Source organism: Muricoccus harenae, assembly GCF_009848505.1.
In the GTDB taxonomy this organism is placed as follows: Bacteria; Pseudomonadota; Alphaproteobacteria; order Acetobacterales; family Acetobacteraceae; genus Roseomonas; species Roseomonas harenae.
The window spans coordinates 62,295-79,201 of record NZ_WWDL01000009.1 but is presented as its reverse complement, the minus strand read 5'-3'; the positions used below and the strand labels follow the sequence as shown (position 1 = coordinate 79,201).

At 67.4% G+C, this 16,907-nt stretch carries 15 protein-coding genes and 3 tRNA genes; 16 read left to right on the top strand and 2 right to left on the bottom strand.

The annotated features are described in order from the left end of the window. Positions 1-4 precede the first annotated feature (4 nt). Together GSE44_RS08860 and GSE44_RS08855 are read right to left on the bottom strand one after the other, a co-directional pair. Positions 5-517, bottom strand: a complete 513-nt coding sequence (locus GSE44_RS08860; RefSeq protein ID WP_159348437.1) for a hypothetical protein — start codon at positions 515-517, stop codon at positions 5-7. Further along, entirely contained in the window at positions 514-1,815 is a 1,302-nt protein-coding gene (locus tag GSE44_RS08855; protein WP_159348436.1) for a sulfite oxidase, read from the bottom strand. Before GSE44_RS08855 ends, GSE44_RS08860 begins: the two co-directional genes overlap by 4 nt. Before the next feature lie 94 nt (positions 1,816-1,909). Here GSE44_RS08855 and GSE44_RS08850 point away from each other — a divergent pair, with 94 nt between their 5' ends. The 16 genes from GSE44_RS08850 to nuoF all read left to right on the top strand — a co-directional run bounded on the left by GSE44_RS08850 (position 1,910) and on the right by nuoF (position 16,905). Continuing rightward, complete coding sequence (locus tag GSE44_RS08850) at positions 1,910-3,358, top strand: NAD(P)H-hydrate dehydratase (RefSeq protein WP_201305988.1); 1,449 nt, start codon at positions 1,910-1,912, stop codon at positions 3,356-3,358. A 64-nt stretch (positions 3,359-3,422) separates the two neighbouring features. Next, positions 3,423-3,507: transfer RNA gene (locus GSE44_RS08845), tRNA-Leu, on the top strand. A 46-nt stretch (positions 3,508-3,553) separates the two neighbouring features. Next, entirely contained in the window at positions 3,554-4,897 is a 1,344-nt protein-coding gene (gene tig, locus GSE44_RS08840; protein WP_159348435.1) for a trigger factor, read from the top strand. A 188-nt stretch (positions 4,898-5,085) separates the two neighbouring features. After that, the gene (gene clpP / locus GSE44_RS08835; protein WP_159348434.1) at positions 5,086-5,763 is read left to right on the top strand and encodes an ATP-dependent Clp endopeptidase proteolytic subunit ClpP; all 678 of its coding nucleotides are present in this window, start codon (positions 5,086-5,088) and stop codon (positions 5,761-5,763) included. 163 nt (positions 5,764-5,926) lie between these two features. After that, positions 5,927-7,183, top strand: a complete 1,257-nt coding sequence (gene clpX, locus GSE44_RS08830; protein ID WP_159348433.1) for an ATP-dependent Clp protease ATP-binding subunit ClpX — start codon at positions 5,927-5,929, stop codon at positions 7,181-7,183. 187 nt (positions 7,184-7,370) lie between these two features. Continuing rightward, positions 7,371-9,788 carry an endopeptidase La gene (gene lon / locus GSE44_RS08825; RefSeq protein WP_159348432.1) on the top strand — a complete coding sequence of 806 codons (2,418 nt, stop codon included), beginning with the start codon at positions 7,371-7,373 and terminating at the stop codon, positions 9,786-9,788. Positions 9,789-10,006: 218 nt separating this feature from the next. Then, positions 10,007-10,078, top strand: a tRNA-Val gene (locus tag GSE44_RS08820). Between the two features lie 68 nt (positions 10,079-10,146). Then, entirely contained in the window at positions 10,147-10,989 is an 843-nt protein-coding gene (locus GSE44_RS08815) for a hypothetical protein (RefSeq protein ID WP_235924650.1), read from the top strand. A 5-nt stretch (positions 10,990-10,994) separates the two neighbouring features. Continuing rightward, positions 10,995-11,594 (top strand): tetratricopeptide repeat protein, encoded by a 600-nt coding sequence (locus GSE44_RS08810; RefSeq protein WP_159348431.1) that lies wholly within the window; start codon positions 10,995-10,997, stop codon positions 11,592-11,594. 51 nt (positions 11,595-11,645) lie between these two features. Then, positions 11,646-11,722: transfer RNA gene (locus GSE44_RS08805), tRNA-Asp, on the top strand. Between the two features lie 283 nt (positions 11,723-12,005). Then, on the top strand, positions 12,006-12,374 hold the full coding sequence (locus tag GSE44_RS08800; protein WP_159348430.1) for an NADH-quinone oxidoreductase subunit A: 369 nt from the start codon (positions 12,006-12,008) through the stop codon (positions 12,372-12,374). A gap of 94 nt (positions 12,375-12,468) precedes the next feature. After that, a complete protein-coding gene (locus GSE44_RS08795) occupies positions 12,469-13,041 on the top strand; it encodes a NuoB/complex I 20 kDa subunit family protein (protein ID WP_159348429.1) in 573 nt (190 codons plus the stop codon). After that, positions 13,034-13,696 carry an NADH-quinone oxidoreductase subunit C gene (locus GSE44_RS08790; protein WP_235924649.1) on the top strand — a complete coding sequence of 221 codons (663 nt, stop codon included), beginning with the start codon at positions 13,034-13,036 and terminating at the stop codon, positions 13,694-13,696. Before GSE44_RS08795 ends, GSE44_RS08790 begins: the two co-directional genes overlap by 8 nt. Next, positions 13,693-14,925, top strand: a complete 1,233-nt coding sequence (locus GSE44_RS08785; protein WP_159348427.1) for an NADH-quinone oxidoreductase subunit D — start codon at positions 13,693-13,695, stop codon at positions 14,923-14,925. The genes GSE44_RS08790 and GSE44_RS08785 overlap by 4 nt, the downstream gene beginning before the upstream one ends. Then, the gene (locus tag GSE44_RS08780) at positions 14,922-15,593 is read left to right on the top strand and encodes a complex I 24 kDa subunit family protein (protein WP_159348426.1); all 672 of its coding nucleotides are present in this window, start codon (positions 14,922-14,924) and stop codon (positions 15,591-15,593) included. Before GSE44_RS08785 ends, GSE44_RS08780 begins: the two co-directional genes overlap by 4 nt. A gap of 1 nt (position 15,594) precedes the next feature. Beyond that, positions 15,595-16,905 (top strand): NADH-quinone oxidoreductase subunit NuoF, encoded by a 1,311-nt coding sequence (nuoF, locus tag GSE44_RS08775; RefSeq protein WP_159348425.1) that lies wholly within the window; start codon positions 15,595-15,597, stop codon positions 16,903-16,905. The last annotated feature ends 2 nt before the right edge of the window (positions 16,906-16,907 follow it).

The window sequence follows — 16,907 nt, the reverse complement described above, 5'->3', positions numbered from 1 at the left end:
CGGATCAGTTGAGGAAGGGGTTGGCATTACGCGGCGACCGGCGCGGCGGGAAGTGCTGGGCCAGGTAGTCCACCACCAGGGTGCGGATATCGCCCTCCAATGGTGCCATGCCCTGCTTCTCCGTCATCCAATCCATCAGCTCGTCCCAGCGGTCTCGGGAGAAGCCGCTGCGGCGGATGATCGCGGTGCTATGGCAGGCGGTGCAGCGGGCGAAGACCTCCTCCCGCCCATGCCCGGCGGGAAGGATGTCCTCCGTCTCGCCCGGATTCTGCACGGCGGCGAGGCGCTCCGTCTCGGCCTTGGCTGTGGCCTCGCGCTCGCTGCGGGCGCGGTCCGCCTCGGCGCGGGCCGTGGCGGCGCGGGCATCGGCCTCGGCCGTAGCCAGGGCATAGGGGGTGGGCGGCGGCGCCTCCGCCTGGCGCGGGGTACGGCCTGCAGGATAGTCGAAGGCCAGGACGAGGAGGCCCAGGGCGCAAATCGCACCCAGGGCCGTTTTCTCCGTGGTAGACAGACTCATCCGACGAGGATCGCCGTCCGCGCCATGGCATTGGCGGCGTAGCCCTGCGGGTTCCAGTTGGCTGCAGCATGGGGCTGCATCCGGCCGTCGCTATCGGTGGCGCGGGTCCAGAGCTCGAAATAGCCGTCCGTGGGCAGTTCGACCGCGCCCTGCCAGCGCTGCCAGGCATGGCGGTTGGGCGCCTCGTTCACCCTCATCTCGGCCCAGCTTGCACCGAAATCGGTGGAGACATGCACGGCGCGCACCGTCTTGTCCCCGGCCCAGGCATGGCCGCGCAGGTCGAGCCGCCGCGTGCCCGCGGGCATGCGCGTCCCATGGGCGATGTTCGTCAGCAGGCCACGCACGGGCATCGAGGCGATGTCCACGAAATCGGCGCCGTTGTTGCTGCTGCCGGGCACGATGGGCTTCACCGGCACGCGGTATGAAGTGCCGCCCATGCCCGGCCCGTCATGCGGCGTGGGGCGCAGCACGATCCGGTTCAGCCACTTCTGGGAGAGGCTGCCCGGCCAGCCCGGGGTGATCAGGCGCAGGGGATAGCCATGGATCTGTGGGATAGGCTGCCCGTTCAGGCGGAAGGCGATGAGGGTGGTGTCCTCCATGGCCTTGGCGATGGGCATGCCGCGGCTGATGGCGGGGCGAGAAGTATCGCCCGAGAGATGCGGGTCCGCCCCGAAATGGCCAGTGAAGCGGGCGGTGTCCTTCGGGCCGGCGGCGCGGATCACGTCACGCAGGCGAACACCAGTCCATTCGCCATTGGAGATGGCGCCGTTGCCCCATTGGTTGCCCCGGGTTTCGGGCGCGAAGGCGGCGCGTCCATTGCCGCCGCATTCCATCTGGAGGCGGAGGGTCACCACCTCGAAGCGGCTTTCGAGCTCGCCCAAGGTGAGGTCAAGCGGGGTGTTCACCTCGCCCTCGATCTTGACGCGCCATGTCTTCGGATCGGCAGCGAAGCGTTCGGGGATCTGGCCATTGTTGCGGATGAAGAACTTGTCGATAGGGGTGACGTCGTCATCCAGCATTGCTTCCGGGGTCTCGGCCACCAACGGGCGCTCGCCGAGCAGGATGAGCGGGGCCTTGCCGTCCATCCGGAGAGTGGGAGTGCCGCCGGCGGTCTGGGCGAGGGCGGCGGGGAGGAGGCCGCCGGGCATTCGCGCGGCGAAGGGAATGGTGGCGCCGAGGGCGGCGCCCATGGCGGCGAGGGCCGTGCCCTTCAGCGCGCCCCGGCGGCCGAAGGCAAGCGCATCGGCGCGCTCGGGATCCTGGGCATAGAGTTCCTGCAACGAGCGTTCACGTGCCATGACGTCTTCTCCCCCAGGTGGTCTTTGCCGCATCCCTTGGCCGCGAGAAGCATGGATGCGATTCCCGCGCTGCGGCGAGGCTAGCATTTCCCCCATGGATGAAAACGCCACGCGGCACCGGTGGCCGCTCGATCTTCTCTCCCCCGCTGCCATGGCCCGGGCCGATGTGGCCTCCAGCGTGCCGGTCCCGGTCCTGATGGAGGCGGCGGGGCGGGCGGTGGCACGGGCGGCGGTGGCCCGCTTCCGTCCCTGCCGGACCCTCGTGCTGGCCGGGCCGGGCAATAATGGCGGGGACGGCTATGTGGCGGCGCGGCTGCTGCAGCAGGCGGGCTGGCCGGTCGCCGTGGCGGTGATGGCACCGCCCCGGCCGGGCGGACCGGCCGCGGAGGCGGCGGCGCGGTGGCGGGGGCCGGTGCTGCCCTTCGCACCCGAGGAAGCGGCGCGGGCGGGGCTGGTGATCGACGCGCTGCTGGGCGCGGCGCCCATGCGGCCGCTATCCGTGGAGGCGCTGTCCATGCTGCGGGCGGCGGGCGGGCCGGTTCTGGCTGTGGACGTGCCGAGCGGGCTGGACGGTGCGAACGGGCAGCCTCTGGGGGAGGTGGTTCCCGCCAAGCTCACTGTCACCTTCGCGCGGTTGAAGCCGGGGCATCTGCTTTTGCCGGGCCGGCTGCTCTGCGGTGCCCTGGTGCTGGCCGATATCGGGCTGCCGGCGGCGGCACTCGATGCCGCGCTGGCCGGCGAGGGGGAGCGGAGCTTCCGGAACGCGCCGGGACTGTGGCGCCTGCCGCAGCCGGGGGCGGAGAGCCACAAATACAAGCGTGGGCATGTGGTGGTGGCGGGAGGCGCCATGCCGGGCGCGGCGCGGCTTGCGGCGGCGGCTGCGCGCCGTGCGGGGGCCGGGCTGGTGACCCTGGCGGCCGCATCGGAGACGGCGGCCGCCGCCTTCCGGACTGGTGAGCCGGGCGCAATCGTTGCCGGGCCGCCGGTGGCGCCGCTGCTGGAGGATGCGCGGCGGGGACACTGGGTGATCGGCCCGGGGCTCCCGCCGGACAGGGAAACGCGGGGGCTGCTGGCCGGCGCCCTGGCGGCGGGGCGGGCGGTGGTGGCCGATGCCGGGGCCCTGGGGGCCTGCGCCGGGGAGCCGGACGCGCTGCGGGGCGCCGCGATCGTCACCCCCCATTCCGGGGAGTTCGCGCGGCTGTTCGGGGAGGCCGGACCGGACCGGCTGGCGGCGGCGCGGGGGGCCGCCAGGCGGATCGGGGCGGTGGTGGTGTTGAAAGGGCCGGATACAGTTGTGGCCTCGCCGGATGGGCGCGCCGCCATCAACCACAACGCGCCGCCCAGCCTGGCCACCGCAGGCACGGGGGATGTGCTGGCCGGGATCGCGGGCGGGCTGCTCGCCCAGAAGATGCCCCCCTTCGAGGCTGCCTGCGCCGCCGTCTGGCTGCAGGGCGAGGCCGCGCCGCCGGGGCCTGGGACCATTGCGGAGGACGTGCTGGCGGGGCTACCCGGGGCCCTCGCGGCGGGACTCGGCGAGGGCTGATGCGGCCGCCGCTTGGAAAGACGGCTCCGTTGCGCTAAGGCCGCGCACTTCGGCGCCGCGCGAGGCGGGCGTGGTGGAACTGGCAGACACGCTGGATTTAGGTTCCAGTGGCGCAAGCCGTGGGGGTTCAAATCCCTCCGCCCGCACCAAGTGGCCTGGCGCCGTCCTGAATGTCCTGGATGTGGAACTAAGCGAATGCAGGTGACGGAGCTCTCGGCCGAGGGGCTGAAGCGGGCCTTTTCGGTGCTGGTGCCGGCGGCGGAGATCGATGCGACGCGCGACAAGCGGCTCGCCGCCCTCGGCCGCGACCTGCGCATCCCGGGCTTCCGCCCCGGCAAGGTGCCCATGTCGGTGGTGAAGAAGCGCTACGGCACCGCCGTGACCGGCGAGGTGCTGGAGGAGCAGGTGCAGACCGCCACGCGCGAGCTGCTGACCGACCGCGGCCTGCGCCCGGCCCTGCAGCCGAAGGTGGAGCTCGTCGGCGACTTTACCGATGGCAAGGACCTGCAGTTCAACATCGAGATGGAGGTTCTGCCCGAGATCCCGATGCCGGACTTCTCCGGGATCGCCGTGGACCGCCCGCGCGCCGAGCCCTCCGACGAGGAGGTGCAGAAGGCGCTGGACGGCCTCGCCGCCCGCAACGCCAAGCTCGAGGATGTGACCGAGGAGCGGCCGGCGACGAAGGGCGACGTGGTCGTGGCCGATTTCGTCGGCCGGCTGATCGAAGGTGAGGGTGACGAGGCCACCGTCGGCGAGCCCTTCCCGGGTGGCACCGCCAATGACATGCCGATCGAGGTGGGCGGCGAGGGCTTCATCCCCGGCTTCACCGAGGGCCTGGAGGGCATCCGCCCCGGCGAGACCCGCAAGGTGCGGGTGAGCTTCCCCGAGGGCTATGGCTCCGCCGAGCTGGCCGGCAAGCCGGCCGAGTTCGAGATCACGGCCAAGGCGCTGAAGACCCGCGCTGCGGCCCCGGCCGATGACGAGTTCGCCAAGTCCCTGGGCCTGGAGAGCGTCGAAAAGCTCCGCGAGGAGCTGAAGAACTCCATTCAGCGCGAGTATGACGGGCTGACCCGCCTGCGTGTGAAGCGCTCGCTGCTCGACCAACTGTCCGAGCGGGCCGATTTCGCCGTGCCGGAGGGCATGGTGGAGGCCGAGTTCGGGCAGATCTGGGCGCGCGTGGAGGAGGACCGCAAGGCCGGTCGCCTGGACGCCGAGGACGCCGGCAAGGACGAGGAGACGCTGAAGTCCGACTACCGGAAGATCGCCGAGCGGCGCATCCGGCTGGGCCTGCTGCTCTCCGAGATTGGACGGACCAACAACATCCAGGTCGGCCAGGACGAGCTGTTCCAGGCCATGCGGACGGAGGCGAGCCGCTACCCGGGCCAGGAGAAGCAGGTCTTCGAATTCTTCCAGAAGAACCCGCAGGCGCTGGAGAATCTCCGCGCGCCGATCTTCGAGGAAAAGGTCGTGGACTTCATGCTGGAGCTGGCCAAGGTGACGGACACGACCGTGACGCCGGCCGAGCTCCAGGCGGCCTGAGGCCAGCTGGCTCCAGCCTGAACCTGAATCCGGCCCCGCCCCCCTTTCGCGGGGGGGCGGGTTGCCCCATCTTGGGGTTGGAATTTTTGCCGGCGAAGGGGGCCGGGAGGGTGTCGCGGCTTTGCCGGGCACTCATCCGGGCGATGCCAACGGGAGCGCACTTCTCCGCCGGCGGGGAAGGATAAACAATGACACGCTCTGTATTCGTCGACCGCGATCCAGTGGAAGTTTACAATAATTCCCTGGTTCCCATGGTGGTCGAGCAGACCGCCCGTGGGGAACGCGCCTACGACATCTATTCGCGCCTGCTGAAGGAACGGATCATCTTCCTGACCGGGCAGGTCTTTGATCAGGTTTCGTCCCTGATCTGTGCCCAGCTGCTGTTCCTGGAGAGCGAGAACCCCAACAAGGACATCGCCTTCTACATCAACAGCCCGGGCGGCGTGGTTTCGGCCGGCCTCGCGATGTACGACACCATGCAGTATATCCGCAGCCCCGTTTCTACCGTCTGTCTCGGCATGGCGGCTTCCATGGGCTCGCTGCTGCTGACGGCCGGGGAGAAGGGCAAGCGCTTCGCCCTTCCGAACAGCCGGATCATGGTCCACCAGCCCTCCGGCGGTGCCCAGGGCCAGGCGACAGACATCGAGATCCAGGCGCGGGAGATCCTCGACCTCCGGAAGCGCCTGAACCAGATCTATGTCACCCATACTGGCCAGCCGGTTGAGGAGATCGAGCGCAAGCTCGAGCGCGACACCTATATGTCCGCTGAGGAGGCGCAAGCCTTCGGGCTGATCGACCAGGTGGTGGCCAAGCTCCCTGCTGGGGCCGCCGTGGCCGCACCGGCCGTTGAGGGGCCGCGCCCCTGATGGGCATGTGCCGCCCCGGTTGGTTCGTGTTGTGTTCCGGCCGCAGGGGCGGCGCTGCCGTCACATTTATGTCCCATGCTTCCCCCGAGGGGGGAGGGGGGCTATTCTGCCTTCTTGACGCCTCTGGCGCGCCATCCGGGCCGGCCAGAGGCGAGGAGCGCATATGAGCAAGTCCGGCGATTCCAAGAATACCCTCTACTGCTCGTTCTGCGGCAAGTCGCAGCACGAGGTCAGGAAACTCATCGCCGGCCCGACGGTGTTCATCTGCGACGAATGCGTCGAGCTGTGCATGGACATCATCCGCGAGGAGCACAAGACGCACCTCGTGAAGTCCCGCGATGGGGTTCCGACGCCCAAGGAGATCTGCAAGGTCCTCGATGACTACGTCATCGGGCAGGAGCACGCCAAGAGGGTGCTCTCCGTGGCCGTGCACAACCACTACAAGCGGCTGGCGCATGGCGCCAAGACCGGCGAGGTGGAGATCGCCAAGAGCAACATCATGCTCGTGGGCCCCACCGGTTCGGGCAAGACGCTGCTCGCCCAGACCCTGGCCCGCATCCTCGACGTTCCCTTCACCATGGCGGACGCCACGACGCTGACCGAGGCTGGCTATGTCGGGGAGGATGTGGAGAACATCATCCTCAAGCTGCTTCAGTCCGCGGACTACAACGTGGAGCGGGCGCAGCGCGGCATCGTCTATATCGACGAGGTCGATAAGATCAGCCGCAAGTCGGACAACCCCTCGATCACGCGCGACGTGTCGGGAGAGGGCGTCCAGCAGGCGCTGCTGAAGATCATGGAGGGCACGGTGGCCTCCGTGCCGCCCCAGGGTGGCCGGAAGCATCCCCAGCAGGAGTTCCTGCAGGTGGACACCTCGAACATCCTCTTTATCGTGGGCGGCGCCTTCGCTGGGCTCGAGAAGATCATCGCGGCCAAGGGAAAGGGATCGGGCATCGGCTTCGGCGCCGAGGTCCGCGGTCCGGACGAGCGCCGGGCTGGGGCCATCCTCCGCGAGGTGGAACCCGAGGACCTGCTGAAGTTCGGCCTGATCCCCGAGTTCATCGGCCGCCTGCCGGTGATCGCGACGCTCGAGGACCTGGACGAGAAGGCGCTGATCGAAATCCTCACCAAGCCGAAGAACGCGCTGCTGAAGCAGTACCAGCGCCTCTTCGAGATGGAGGGAACGAAGCTGACCTTCACGGAGGATGCGCTAAAGTCGGTGGCCACCCGCGCCATCCAGCGCAAAACCGGCGCGCGCGGCCTGCGTTCCATCATGGAGAGCATCCTGCTTTCCACCATGTTCGACCTTCCCGGTCTGGACGAGGTGGAGGAGGTGGTCGTGAACAAGGAGGTGGCTGAGAACCGGGCCCAGCCGCTGTTCATCTATGGTGAACGGCCCGCGGAGCAGACTAGCGCCTGATCGGGGCGGCCCGCCCCTGATGCCGATGGGCATCAGGGGCACTTTTCTTGCATACCCCCGTTGGTCTGGGTGGATGGTCCCGCCGTTGTGGGAAAGCCTCCTCGACACCAGATAGGGTTCCTACCCGTGGTGACGGGGACGTGCCCAATCGGGGCGTTTCCGCACCGACTGTCCAAGTGAGGTCCCCATGGCGGATTCTGAAGCTGAGCTGGTTCGCGGCGAGGCGCTGCCCGTCCTTCCCCTACGCGACATCGTCGTGTTCCCCCATATGATCGTGCCGCTCTTCGTCGGACGGGAGAAATCCGTCCGCGCGCTGGAGGCGGTGATGCGGGAGGACAAGCAGATCCTTCTGCTCGCCCAGCGCAACGCCGCCCAGGACGATCCCGAAGCCACCGACCTGTTCGATGTGGGCACCGTGTCCACGGTGCTGCAGCTGCTGAAGCTGCCCGACGGCACGGTGAAGGTACTGGTCGAAGGCGGCCGCCGCGCGCGCGTGGTTGGCTGGAAAGAGACCGGCACGCATTTCGAGGCCTTCGCCGAGCCGATCGAGGAGACCTCGCCGGAGCCGCGTGAGGTCGAGGCGCTGAGCCGCTCGGTGGTCGGCCAGTTCGAGGGCTACATCAAGCTCAACAAGAAGATTGCGCCCGAGGTGTTGGTCTCGATCAACCAGATCGAGGAGCCGGCGAAGCTCGCTGATACCGTCGCGGCCCATCTGAACCTCAAGATCGCAGAGAAGCAGGAGCTTCTGGAGACCGTGGGCGTGCCGGAGCGGCTGGAGAGGGTCTTCGCTCATATGGAGAGCGAGATCGGCGTTCTTCAGGTCGAGAAGCGCATCCGGAACCGCGTGAAGCGGCAGATGGAGAAGACCCAGCGCGAGTACTATCTGAATGAGCAGATGAAGGCCATTCAGAAGGAGCTAGGCGAGGGCGAGGAAGGCAAGGACGAGATCGCGGAGCTGGAGGCCAAGATCAAGGCCACCAAGCTCTCGACCGAGGCGCGCGAGAAGGCGATGGGCGAGCTGAAGAAGCTGCGCGGCATGTCGCCGATGTCGGCCGAGGCCACTGTTGTGCGCAACTACCTCGACTGGATGCTCACCATCCCCTGGAAGAAGCGCACCAAGGTGCGCATCGACCTGGAGGCCGCGCAGGCCGTGCTTGATGCCGACCACTATGGCCTGGACAAGGTCAAGGAACGGATCATCGAATACTTGGCGGTGCAGTCGCGCAGCCAGAAGATCCGCGGTCCGATCCTGTGCCTCGTCGGCCCGCCAGGTGTCGGCAAGACCTCGCTCGGCAAGTCAATCGCCAAGGCGGTGAACCGTAACTTCGTGCGCATGTCGCTCGGCGGCGTGCGGGACGAGGCGGAGGTGCGCGGCCACCGGCGGACCTATATCGGCTCCATGCCGGGCAAGGTCATCCAGGGCATGAAGAAGGCGAAGAGCTCCAACCCGCTCTTCCTGCTGGACGAGATCGACAAGCTCGGCGCCGACTGGCGTGGTGACCCGTCCTCGGCCCTGCTGGAGGTGCTGGACCCTGAGCAGAACGCCACCTTTGCCGACCACTACCTGGAGGTCGACTACGACCTGTCGGACGTGATGTTCATCACGACCGCCAACTCGCTGAAGATGCCCCAGCCGTTGCTGGACCGCATGGAGATCATCCGCATCCCTGGCTACACCGAGGATGAGAAGATCGGCATCGCGCGCCGCCACCTGATTGCCAAGGTCTCCGAGGCGAACGGGCTGAAGGCTGGCGAGTGGAGCGTGACGGACGAGGCCGTCCGGGACCTGGTGCGCTACTACACGCGCGAGGCCGGGGTGCGGAACCTTGAGCGCGAGATCGGCGGACTTGCCCGCAAGGCGGTGCGCGAGATCGTTTCCGGCAAGGCCAAGACGGTTGAGATCACTGCCGAGAACCTGGGCAAGTATGCCGGCGTGCGGAAGTTCCGCTACGGCGAGGCCGAGGCCGAGGACATGGTGGGCGCTGTCACCGGCCTCGCCTGGACCGAGGTGGGTGGAGAGATACTGACGATCGAGTCCGTGCTGCTGCCGGGCAAGGGTGCGATCAAGCACACCGGCAAGCTCGGTGACGTGATGCAGGAGAGCGTCTCCGCGGCGGTGTCCTATGTCCGCAGCCGTGCGACGAGCTTCGGCATCAAGCCGACCGTCTTCGAGAAGCGGGATATCCACGTCCACGTGCCTGAGGGTGCCACGCCGAAGGACGGGCCGTCCGCCGGCATCGCGATGGCGACGAGCATTGTCTCCATCCTGACGGGCATCCCGGTTCGCAAGGACGTGGCCATGACCGGCGAGATCACCCTTCGCGGGCGGGTGCTTCCGATCGGCGGGTTGAAGGAGAAGCTGCTGGCGGCCCTGCGGGCCGGCGTCGGCACCGTCTTCATCCCGAAGGAGAACGAGAAGGACTTGGCCGATATTCCCGAAAGCGTGAGCAAGGGGCTGAAGATCATCCCCGTCGCTCATGTGGATGAGGTGATCTCCCAGGCCCTGGTGCGCCGGCCGGAGGCGATCGACTGGATTGAGCCGGAGGAGGTGACACCCACCAAGCCGGCGGCCGGGGATCCAGCCGGGGCCAGCCTGCCCCACTGATTGGGGCACAGGTTGAGAATGATGCGGGGCGCCGGCGGAAGCCGGCGCCCCGTTTCCGTTCCGGTGTGGCCCGGCGACCCGCGTGCCGCAAATAGGTGCCGGCCCGGGGCGCAGAGGGGACACTGGCCGTTGACGCCGTGAAAGCCTGCTGAATAGTGTCCGGCCGCTCAGGGCACGATAAGGCGCGACGGTTCGCGGCCCTCCCTGGACGATCCAGTGGGCGCTTAGCTCAGCGGTAGAGCGCCTCGTTTACACCGAGGATGCCGGGGGTTCGAATCCCTCAGCGCCCATTCCGCCCCACCCGCCGAGGCTTGCCTGGCCGGCCGGAACGTTGCGCTTCCGGAGTCATGATGGATAAATGCCCATCGGGCCGGGCGGGAATCCGGCCGAGACGAGGGGCGTGGTTTCTATGATGTTCCGCAATGGCCTTCTGGCGGCGGTGGCCGCGGTCGCTCTCGGTGGCTGCCTACAGCAGGGTACGGCCAACGGCCCGGTGACCGGCGCCGCAGCAGGCGGAACCAGCGTTGGGGGAGGCGTGGTCCGCTGCCCAGAGACGCTCGGCACCATCGCCATCGACGACGGGCGGCAGGCGGGCTGGTGGGGACCCTTCACGGCCCGCACCCAGATCACGACCATCGAGCCGATGGTCCGGCTGATCGTCCAGCAGTCAAACTGCTTCGTCATCACCGCCATGGGCAATGACCGGCTCGAGAGCCGGATGCGGGGCATGATCGGTGACATGCGGAACAGCGGCGAGTTCCGCGCCGGCTCGAATATGCAGCGTGGCCAGCGCGTGGCGGCGGACTACTTCATGGAGCCCGCCATCCTTTTTGCCAATCAGGACACAAGCGGGCTGGGCGCCGGGGTTGGCGGCTGGGCGGGCTTGGGTCTGGGGCTGGCCGGCGCGGCCATGTCGCAATCCTCCACCCAGGTTACCCTCTCGGTGTTCAGCATCCGCGCTGGGACGCAGATCGCAGCCTCAGAGGGCTCCTCGACGGCCACGAATTTCGCCGCGGTGCTGGCCGGCTTCGGCGGCGGCGTAGGAGGCGCATTGGGCGGCTACCAGCGGACTCCAGCGGGGCAGGCGACGGTCGCGGCCTTCGTCGACGCCTACAACAAGATGGTCGTCGCCCTGCAGAACTACCAAGCGCAGGACGTGCGCGGCGGGATGGGCACCGGCGGCCGGCTACGGGTGAACTGAGGCCGATGCGCCTCCTCCGCTTGGCCGTCCTGGCGGTGGGGATCGGGCTGGCAGCCTGTGCCGGCCGCGGGCAGCCCGGCGAAGGCCACGGGCCGAGTGTGGTGGTCTGCCCGCCGGGCCGCCAGTGCAGCCTGCATCCCACTGCCGCGCGAACCGTGCTGCCGGACGAAGATCCGAAGCGGCCAAGGACGCCTGAGCATAGCGAATCGGCGCGCGGGCTGGTCGCCGCCGCGGAATCGGGCGTGCCGGACGCCCAGTACCGCCTTGCGGCTCTTCTCTTCCGGGGAGGCGAGGGCACGCCGCGTCAGCCCTATGGGGCGCTGCAATGGATGCGCCGGGCGGCCGATGGCGGTGATCTCCGCGCGCAACGGGCGCTCGGACGCCTGTACATGACTGGGCTGGAGGAGATGGGCCAGGATCCGCAGGAGGCCCGCCGCTGGCTCACCCTCGCCGCAGGGCGGGGCGATCGGCAGGCCCGCCGCGACCTGGCGGAGCTGGACCGGGCGGAACGGGAGGACCGGGACTTCCTCCGCGCCCTTGCCCTGAAGCAGGCGGAGACCCGTGCCATCTGGGCCATGTTGTTGCCGGTTGCGGTCTTTCCGTGAGGGCTGCTTGACAGGTTCGGGCGCACCCCATAAACGGCCCCCACGACGCGAGCGGGTGTAGCTCAGTTGGTTAGAGCGCCGGCCTGTCACGCCGGAGGTCGCGGGTTCGAGCCCCGTCACTCGCGCCACCGCGACGTGATCAAAACGCCGCCCTTCGGGGCGGCGTTTTTCGTTAGGGGCTTGCGGCGGAAGGGCGGCTGGCGTTCGCGTAGACGCTGTCATTGTCTTGCGAATGGCTCGCAAGCATTGATTACGCTGGCTTCATTGTGCAAAGCCGCGTCCCGGCCCTATGGCGGAAGACGGGCCTTGCCTATATGTAGCTCGCGTTGCGCTGCGGTATCGCCTCAGCGCCAATTGGCGCATCCGGGACTCGTTCGTGGCCCCGGCTGTCCGGAGAGCTCCGAGGGCAATATGACCCAGCCGTTGCTGGCCAATTACTTTCCGATCCTGGTTTTCCTCGGGATCGCCGCGGCGATCAGCATCGCCATGGTGGGCGGCTCCGTGCTGGCCGCGCGGCAGAAGCCGGACCCGGAAAAGCTGTCGACCTATGAATGCGGCTTCGAACCTTTCGACGACACGCGTCGGCGCTTCGATGTCCGATTCTACTTGGTGGCCATCCTGTTCATCATCTTCGACCTGGAGGTGGCCTTCCTCTTCCCCTGGGCGGTGTCGCTCGGTGGAATCGGCTGGCTGGGCTTCCTCTCGATGATGGGCTTCCTGGGGCTGCTGACGGTCGGCTTCGTGTACGAGTGGCGCAAGGGCGCGCTGGACTGGGAATGAGCCGCGCGGCACTGCGTGGCGAGACGCGCCGGATTCCCTCGGGGGATTCGGCGCGCATAATCATGACGCGCGGCAACGCGCGGAGGACGATGCGATGAGCGGCGTCAACACTGGAACGGATGTCGGGCAGCTGGCCTGGAACAAGCAGGCGCTTCCCCCGGGCACGGAGCAGGATGCTGTCCTGCGCGGCGTGACCGGAGAGGTGGAGGAGAAGGGCTTCGTCGTCGCCAACCTGGACAAGGTGGTGAACTGGGCCCGCACCGGCAGCCTGTGGCCGATGACCTTCGGCCTGGCCTGCTGCGCCGTGCCGATGATCCACGCCTATATGGCGCGCTACGACCTCGACCGCTTCGGCGTGATCCCGCGGGGATCGCCGCGGCAGTCGGACGTGATGATCGTGGCCGGCACCTTGACCAACAAGATGGCTCCCGCGCTGCGCAAGGTCTACGACCAGATGAGCGAGCCGCGTTGGGTGATCTCCATGGGCAGCTGCGCCAATGGCGGTGGCTATTATCACTGGAGCTACAGCGTGGTTCGCGGCTGCGACCGGATCGTGCCGGTGGATGTCTATGTGCCGGGCTGCCCGCCGACGGCCGAGGCGCTGGTTTATGGGATCCTGCAGTTGCAGAAGAAAATCCGGCGGACGGGGACCATCCTTCGTGGCTGACCTTTCCGAACTCGGCGCGCAGGTCGCCGCAAGCCTGCCGCCTGGCGTCGTGCTCGAGGCGAGCGTCGCGCGTGGGGCCGAGCTGGTAATCCGCATCCAGCGCGAAGCGGTGCGCAATGTCATGGCTGTGCTGCGGACCGATCCGCGCTTTGCCTTCGAGCAGTGCATGGACATCTGCGGTGTGGACTGGCCAGACCGCGCCGAGCGCTTCGACGTGGTGTGGAACCTGCTTTCTCTCACCCACAACCATCGCATCCGCGTGATCACCACGACGGATGCGGAGCACCCGGTGCCGAGCGTCGCCGCCATCTGGCCGACCGCTACCTGGTTCGAGCGCGAGGCCTGGGACATGTATGGCATCGCCTTCGAAGGGCTGGAGGATATGCGGCGCCTGCTGACGGATTACGGCTTCCAGGGCCATCCGCTCCGCAAGGACTTCCCGCTGACCGGGCATGTCGAGGTCCGCTACGATCAGGAGCGGCGCGAGGTGGTCTATGAGCCGGTGAAGCTGCAGCAGGACTTCCGCAACTTCGACTTCCTTTCCCCCTGGGAGGGCATCACCACCCTTCCGGGCGACGAGAAGGTGCATCTGAACCGCATCGCGCCGCCGCCCGCATCGCTTCTGGAGAAGCCGGAAGCGGAGAATCAGCCATGAGCCTGACGACCTCCGATTCGATTCCCGTCGGCAACCCGGCGGAGCCCGCCACGCGCCGCGTGGAGGTGGAGAGCCACACGATCAACTTCGGCCCGCAGCACCCAGCGGCCCATGGCGTGCTGCGCCTCATCCTGGAGCTGAAGGGCGAGGTGGTGGAGCGTGCCGATCCGCATATCGGGCTGCTGCATCGCGGCACCGAGAAGCTGATCGAATACAAGACCTACATGCAGGCGATGCCGTATTTCGACCGGCTCGACTATGTCTCGCCGATGTGCATGGAGCATGTCTTCGCGCTGTCGCAGGAGCGGCTGCTGGGCATCGAGGTGCCGCTGCGGGCGCAGTACATCCGCGTGCTCTTCTCCGAGATCACGCGCATCCTGAACCACCTGCTGAACATCACGACCTATGCGCTGGACTGCGGCGCGATCACCCCGCCGCTCTGGGGCTTCGAGCAGCGCGAGATCCTGCTGGAATTCTATGAGCGGGTTTCGGGCAGCCACTACCACGCGAATTATTTCCGCGCGGGCGGCGTGGCGAAGGACATGCCGGCCGGTCTGACGGACGACATCCGCAAGTGGGCGAACCGCTTCCCGAAGTTCATCGACGACCTGGACCGGCTGCTGACGGGTAATCGCATCTTCAAGCAGCGCACCGTCGATGTCGGCGTGATGACGGCCGAGCAGGCAATGGAATGGGGCTTCTCCGGCCCTTGCCTTCGCGCCTCGGGCATGGCCTGGGACCTGCGGCGGCAGCAACCCTATGACGTGTATGACCGGATGGAGTTCGAGATCCCGGTCGGCCGCCATGGCGACTGCTTCGACCGCTATCTCGTCCGCATGGAGGAGATGCGCCAGAGCCTGAAGATCATCCACCAGTGCCTGGACCAGATGCCGGAAGGGCCGGTGAAGGTGCAGGACAACAAGATCACGCCACCACCGCGGAGCGAGATGAAGCGTTCGATGGAAGCACTGATCCATCACTTCAAGCTCTACACGGAAGGCTATCACGTGCCCTCCGGCGAGACCTACACCGCAGTGGAGGCGCCGAAGGGCGAGTTCGGGGTTTACCTCGTGGCCGACGGAACCAACCGCCCCTACCGGTGCAAGATCCGCGCACCTGGCTTCGCGCATCTGCAGGCGATGGAGGTGTTGTCAAAGGGGCATATGCTGGCGGACGCCGTGGCGGTAATCGGCAGCCTCGACATCGTTTTCGGGGAGATCGACCGGTGACCGAAGCAGCTGTCGATCACCTCGATCCGAATTGGCGGAACAGCCGCGCCGAGCCGGAGACCTTCGAGTTCGACGCGGAGAGCGAGGCGCAGATCGCCAAGATCCTCGCGCGCTATCCGGAGGCGAAGAAGGCTTCGGCCGTCATTCCGCTGCTTTATATCGTGCAGAAGCAGATGGGCCGGCAGACGGGCAGCGCCTGGGTACCGCGCGTCGGCATGGACAGGGTGGCCGAGCGTCTCGACATGGCGCCCATCCGCGTCTTCGAGGTCGCGACCTTCTATTTCATGTTCAACACCAAGCCGATCGGGAAGTTCCATCTTCAGGTCTGCGGGACGACGCCCTGCATGCTGCGCGGTTCTGACGACGTGCTGCGTGCCTGCAAGGATGCCGGGCACCTCAAGGGTTACGGCGACACGAGCAATGACGGGCTGTTCACGCTCAGCGAGGTGGAATGCCTCGGCGCCTGCGTGAACGCGCCGATCCTGCAGGTGGACGACGACTACTATGAGGACCTGGATTACGACCGCACCGTTCAGCTCATCGAAGCGCTGAAGCGCGGCGAGCGTCCCGCGCCGGGCAGCACCATCGGGCGGCAAACCAGCGCGCCGGAGGGTGGTCCCCTTACGCTGCTCGACGTGCCCACGCTTGAGGGCCGGGGAGGCAATTGAGATGGCCCTTCAGGACAAGGACCGCATCTTCACCAACCTGTACGGTCTCCAGCACTGGGGACTGCAGGCGGCGCAGAAGCGCGGCAACTGGGACGGTACGGCGGGACTCATCGCCAAGGGCCGTGAGTGGATCATCGAGGAGGTGAAGCAGTCCGGCCTTCGCGGCCGCGGCGGCGCAGGCTTCCCGACGGGCCTGAAGTGGTCCTTCATGCCCAAGCCCGATCCGGAGGGGCGGCCTTCCTATCTCGTCGTGAATTGCGACGAGTCGGAGCCCGGCACCTGCAAGGATCGCGACATCATCCGCCATGATCCGCACACACTGATCGAGGGCTGCCTGCTGGCTGCTGTCGCGATGAATGCGCGGGCGGGCTACATCTATGTGCGCGGCGAGTATTACAACGAGCACCTCATCCTGCAGGCGGCGATCGACGAGGCCTATGCGGTGGGACTGCTCGGGAATAACGCCGCCGGCTCCGGCTATGCCTTCGACCTCTACGTGCATCGCGGTGCCGGCGCCTATATCTGCGGCGAGGAGACGGCCCTCATCGAGTCCCTCGAGGGCAAGAAGGGCATGCCGCGGCTGAAGCCGCCTTTCCCGGCGGCGGTGGGCCTCTATGGCCGGCCGACGACGGTGAACAATGTCGAGACCATTGCGGTGGTGCCGGAGATCCTGCGGCGCGGGGCAAGCTGGTTCGCCGGCTTCGGGCGGCCGAAGAATTCCGGCACCAAGATCTTCTGCATCCAGGGACATGTGAACAAGCCCTGCAATGTGGAGGAGGAGATGAGCATCCCGCTGCGGGAGCTCATCGAACGCCATGCCGGTGGCGTGCGGGGGGGCTGGGACAACCTGCTCTGCGTCATTCCTGGCGGCTCCTCCACGCCGCTGCTGCCGAAGCACATCTGCGACGACGTGCTGATGGATTTCGACGCGCTGCGCGAGCACAAGACTGGCCTTGGCACGGCGGGGGTGATCGTGATGGACAAGTCCACGGACCTGATCCGCGCCATCTCCCGCCTGTCGAAGTTCTACAAGCATGAGAGCTGCGGCCAGTGCACGCCCTGCCGTGAAGGCATGGGCTGGGTCAGCCGCGTGATGGATCGGATGGTCGAGGGCCGCGCGGAGATCGATGAGATCGACGTGCTGGAAGATGTGACGAAGCGCATCGAGGGGCACACGATCTGTGCGCTCGCCGATGGCGGCGTCTGGCCGGTTCAGGGGCTGATCCGGCATTTCCGGCCCATGATGGAAGAACGGATCGCCGCCTATAAGGCGCGCCATGCCGCACCCGCCATGCCCATGGCGGCGGAGTGAAT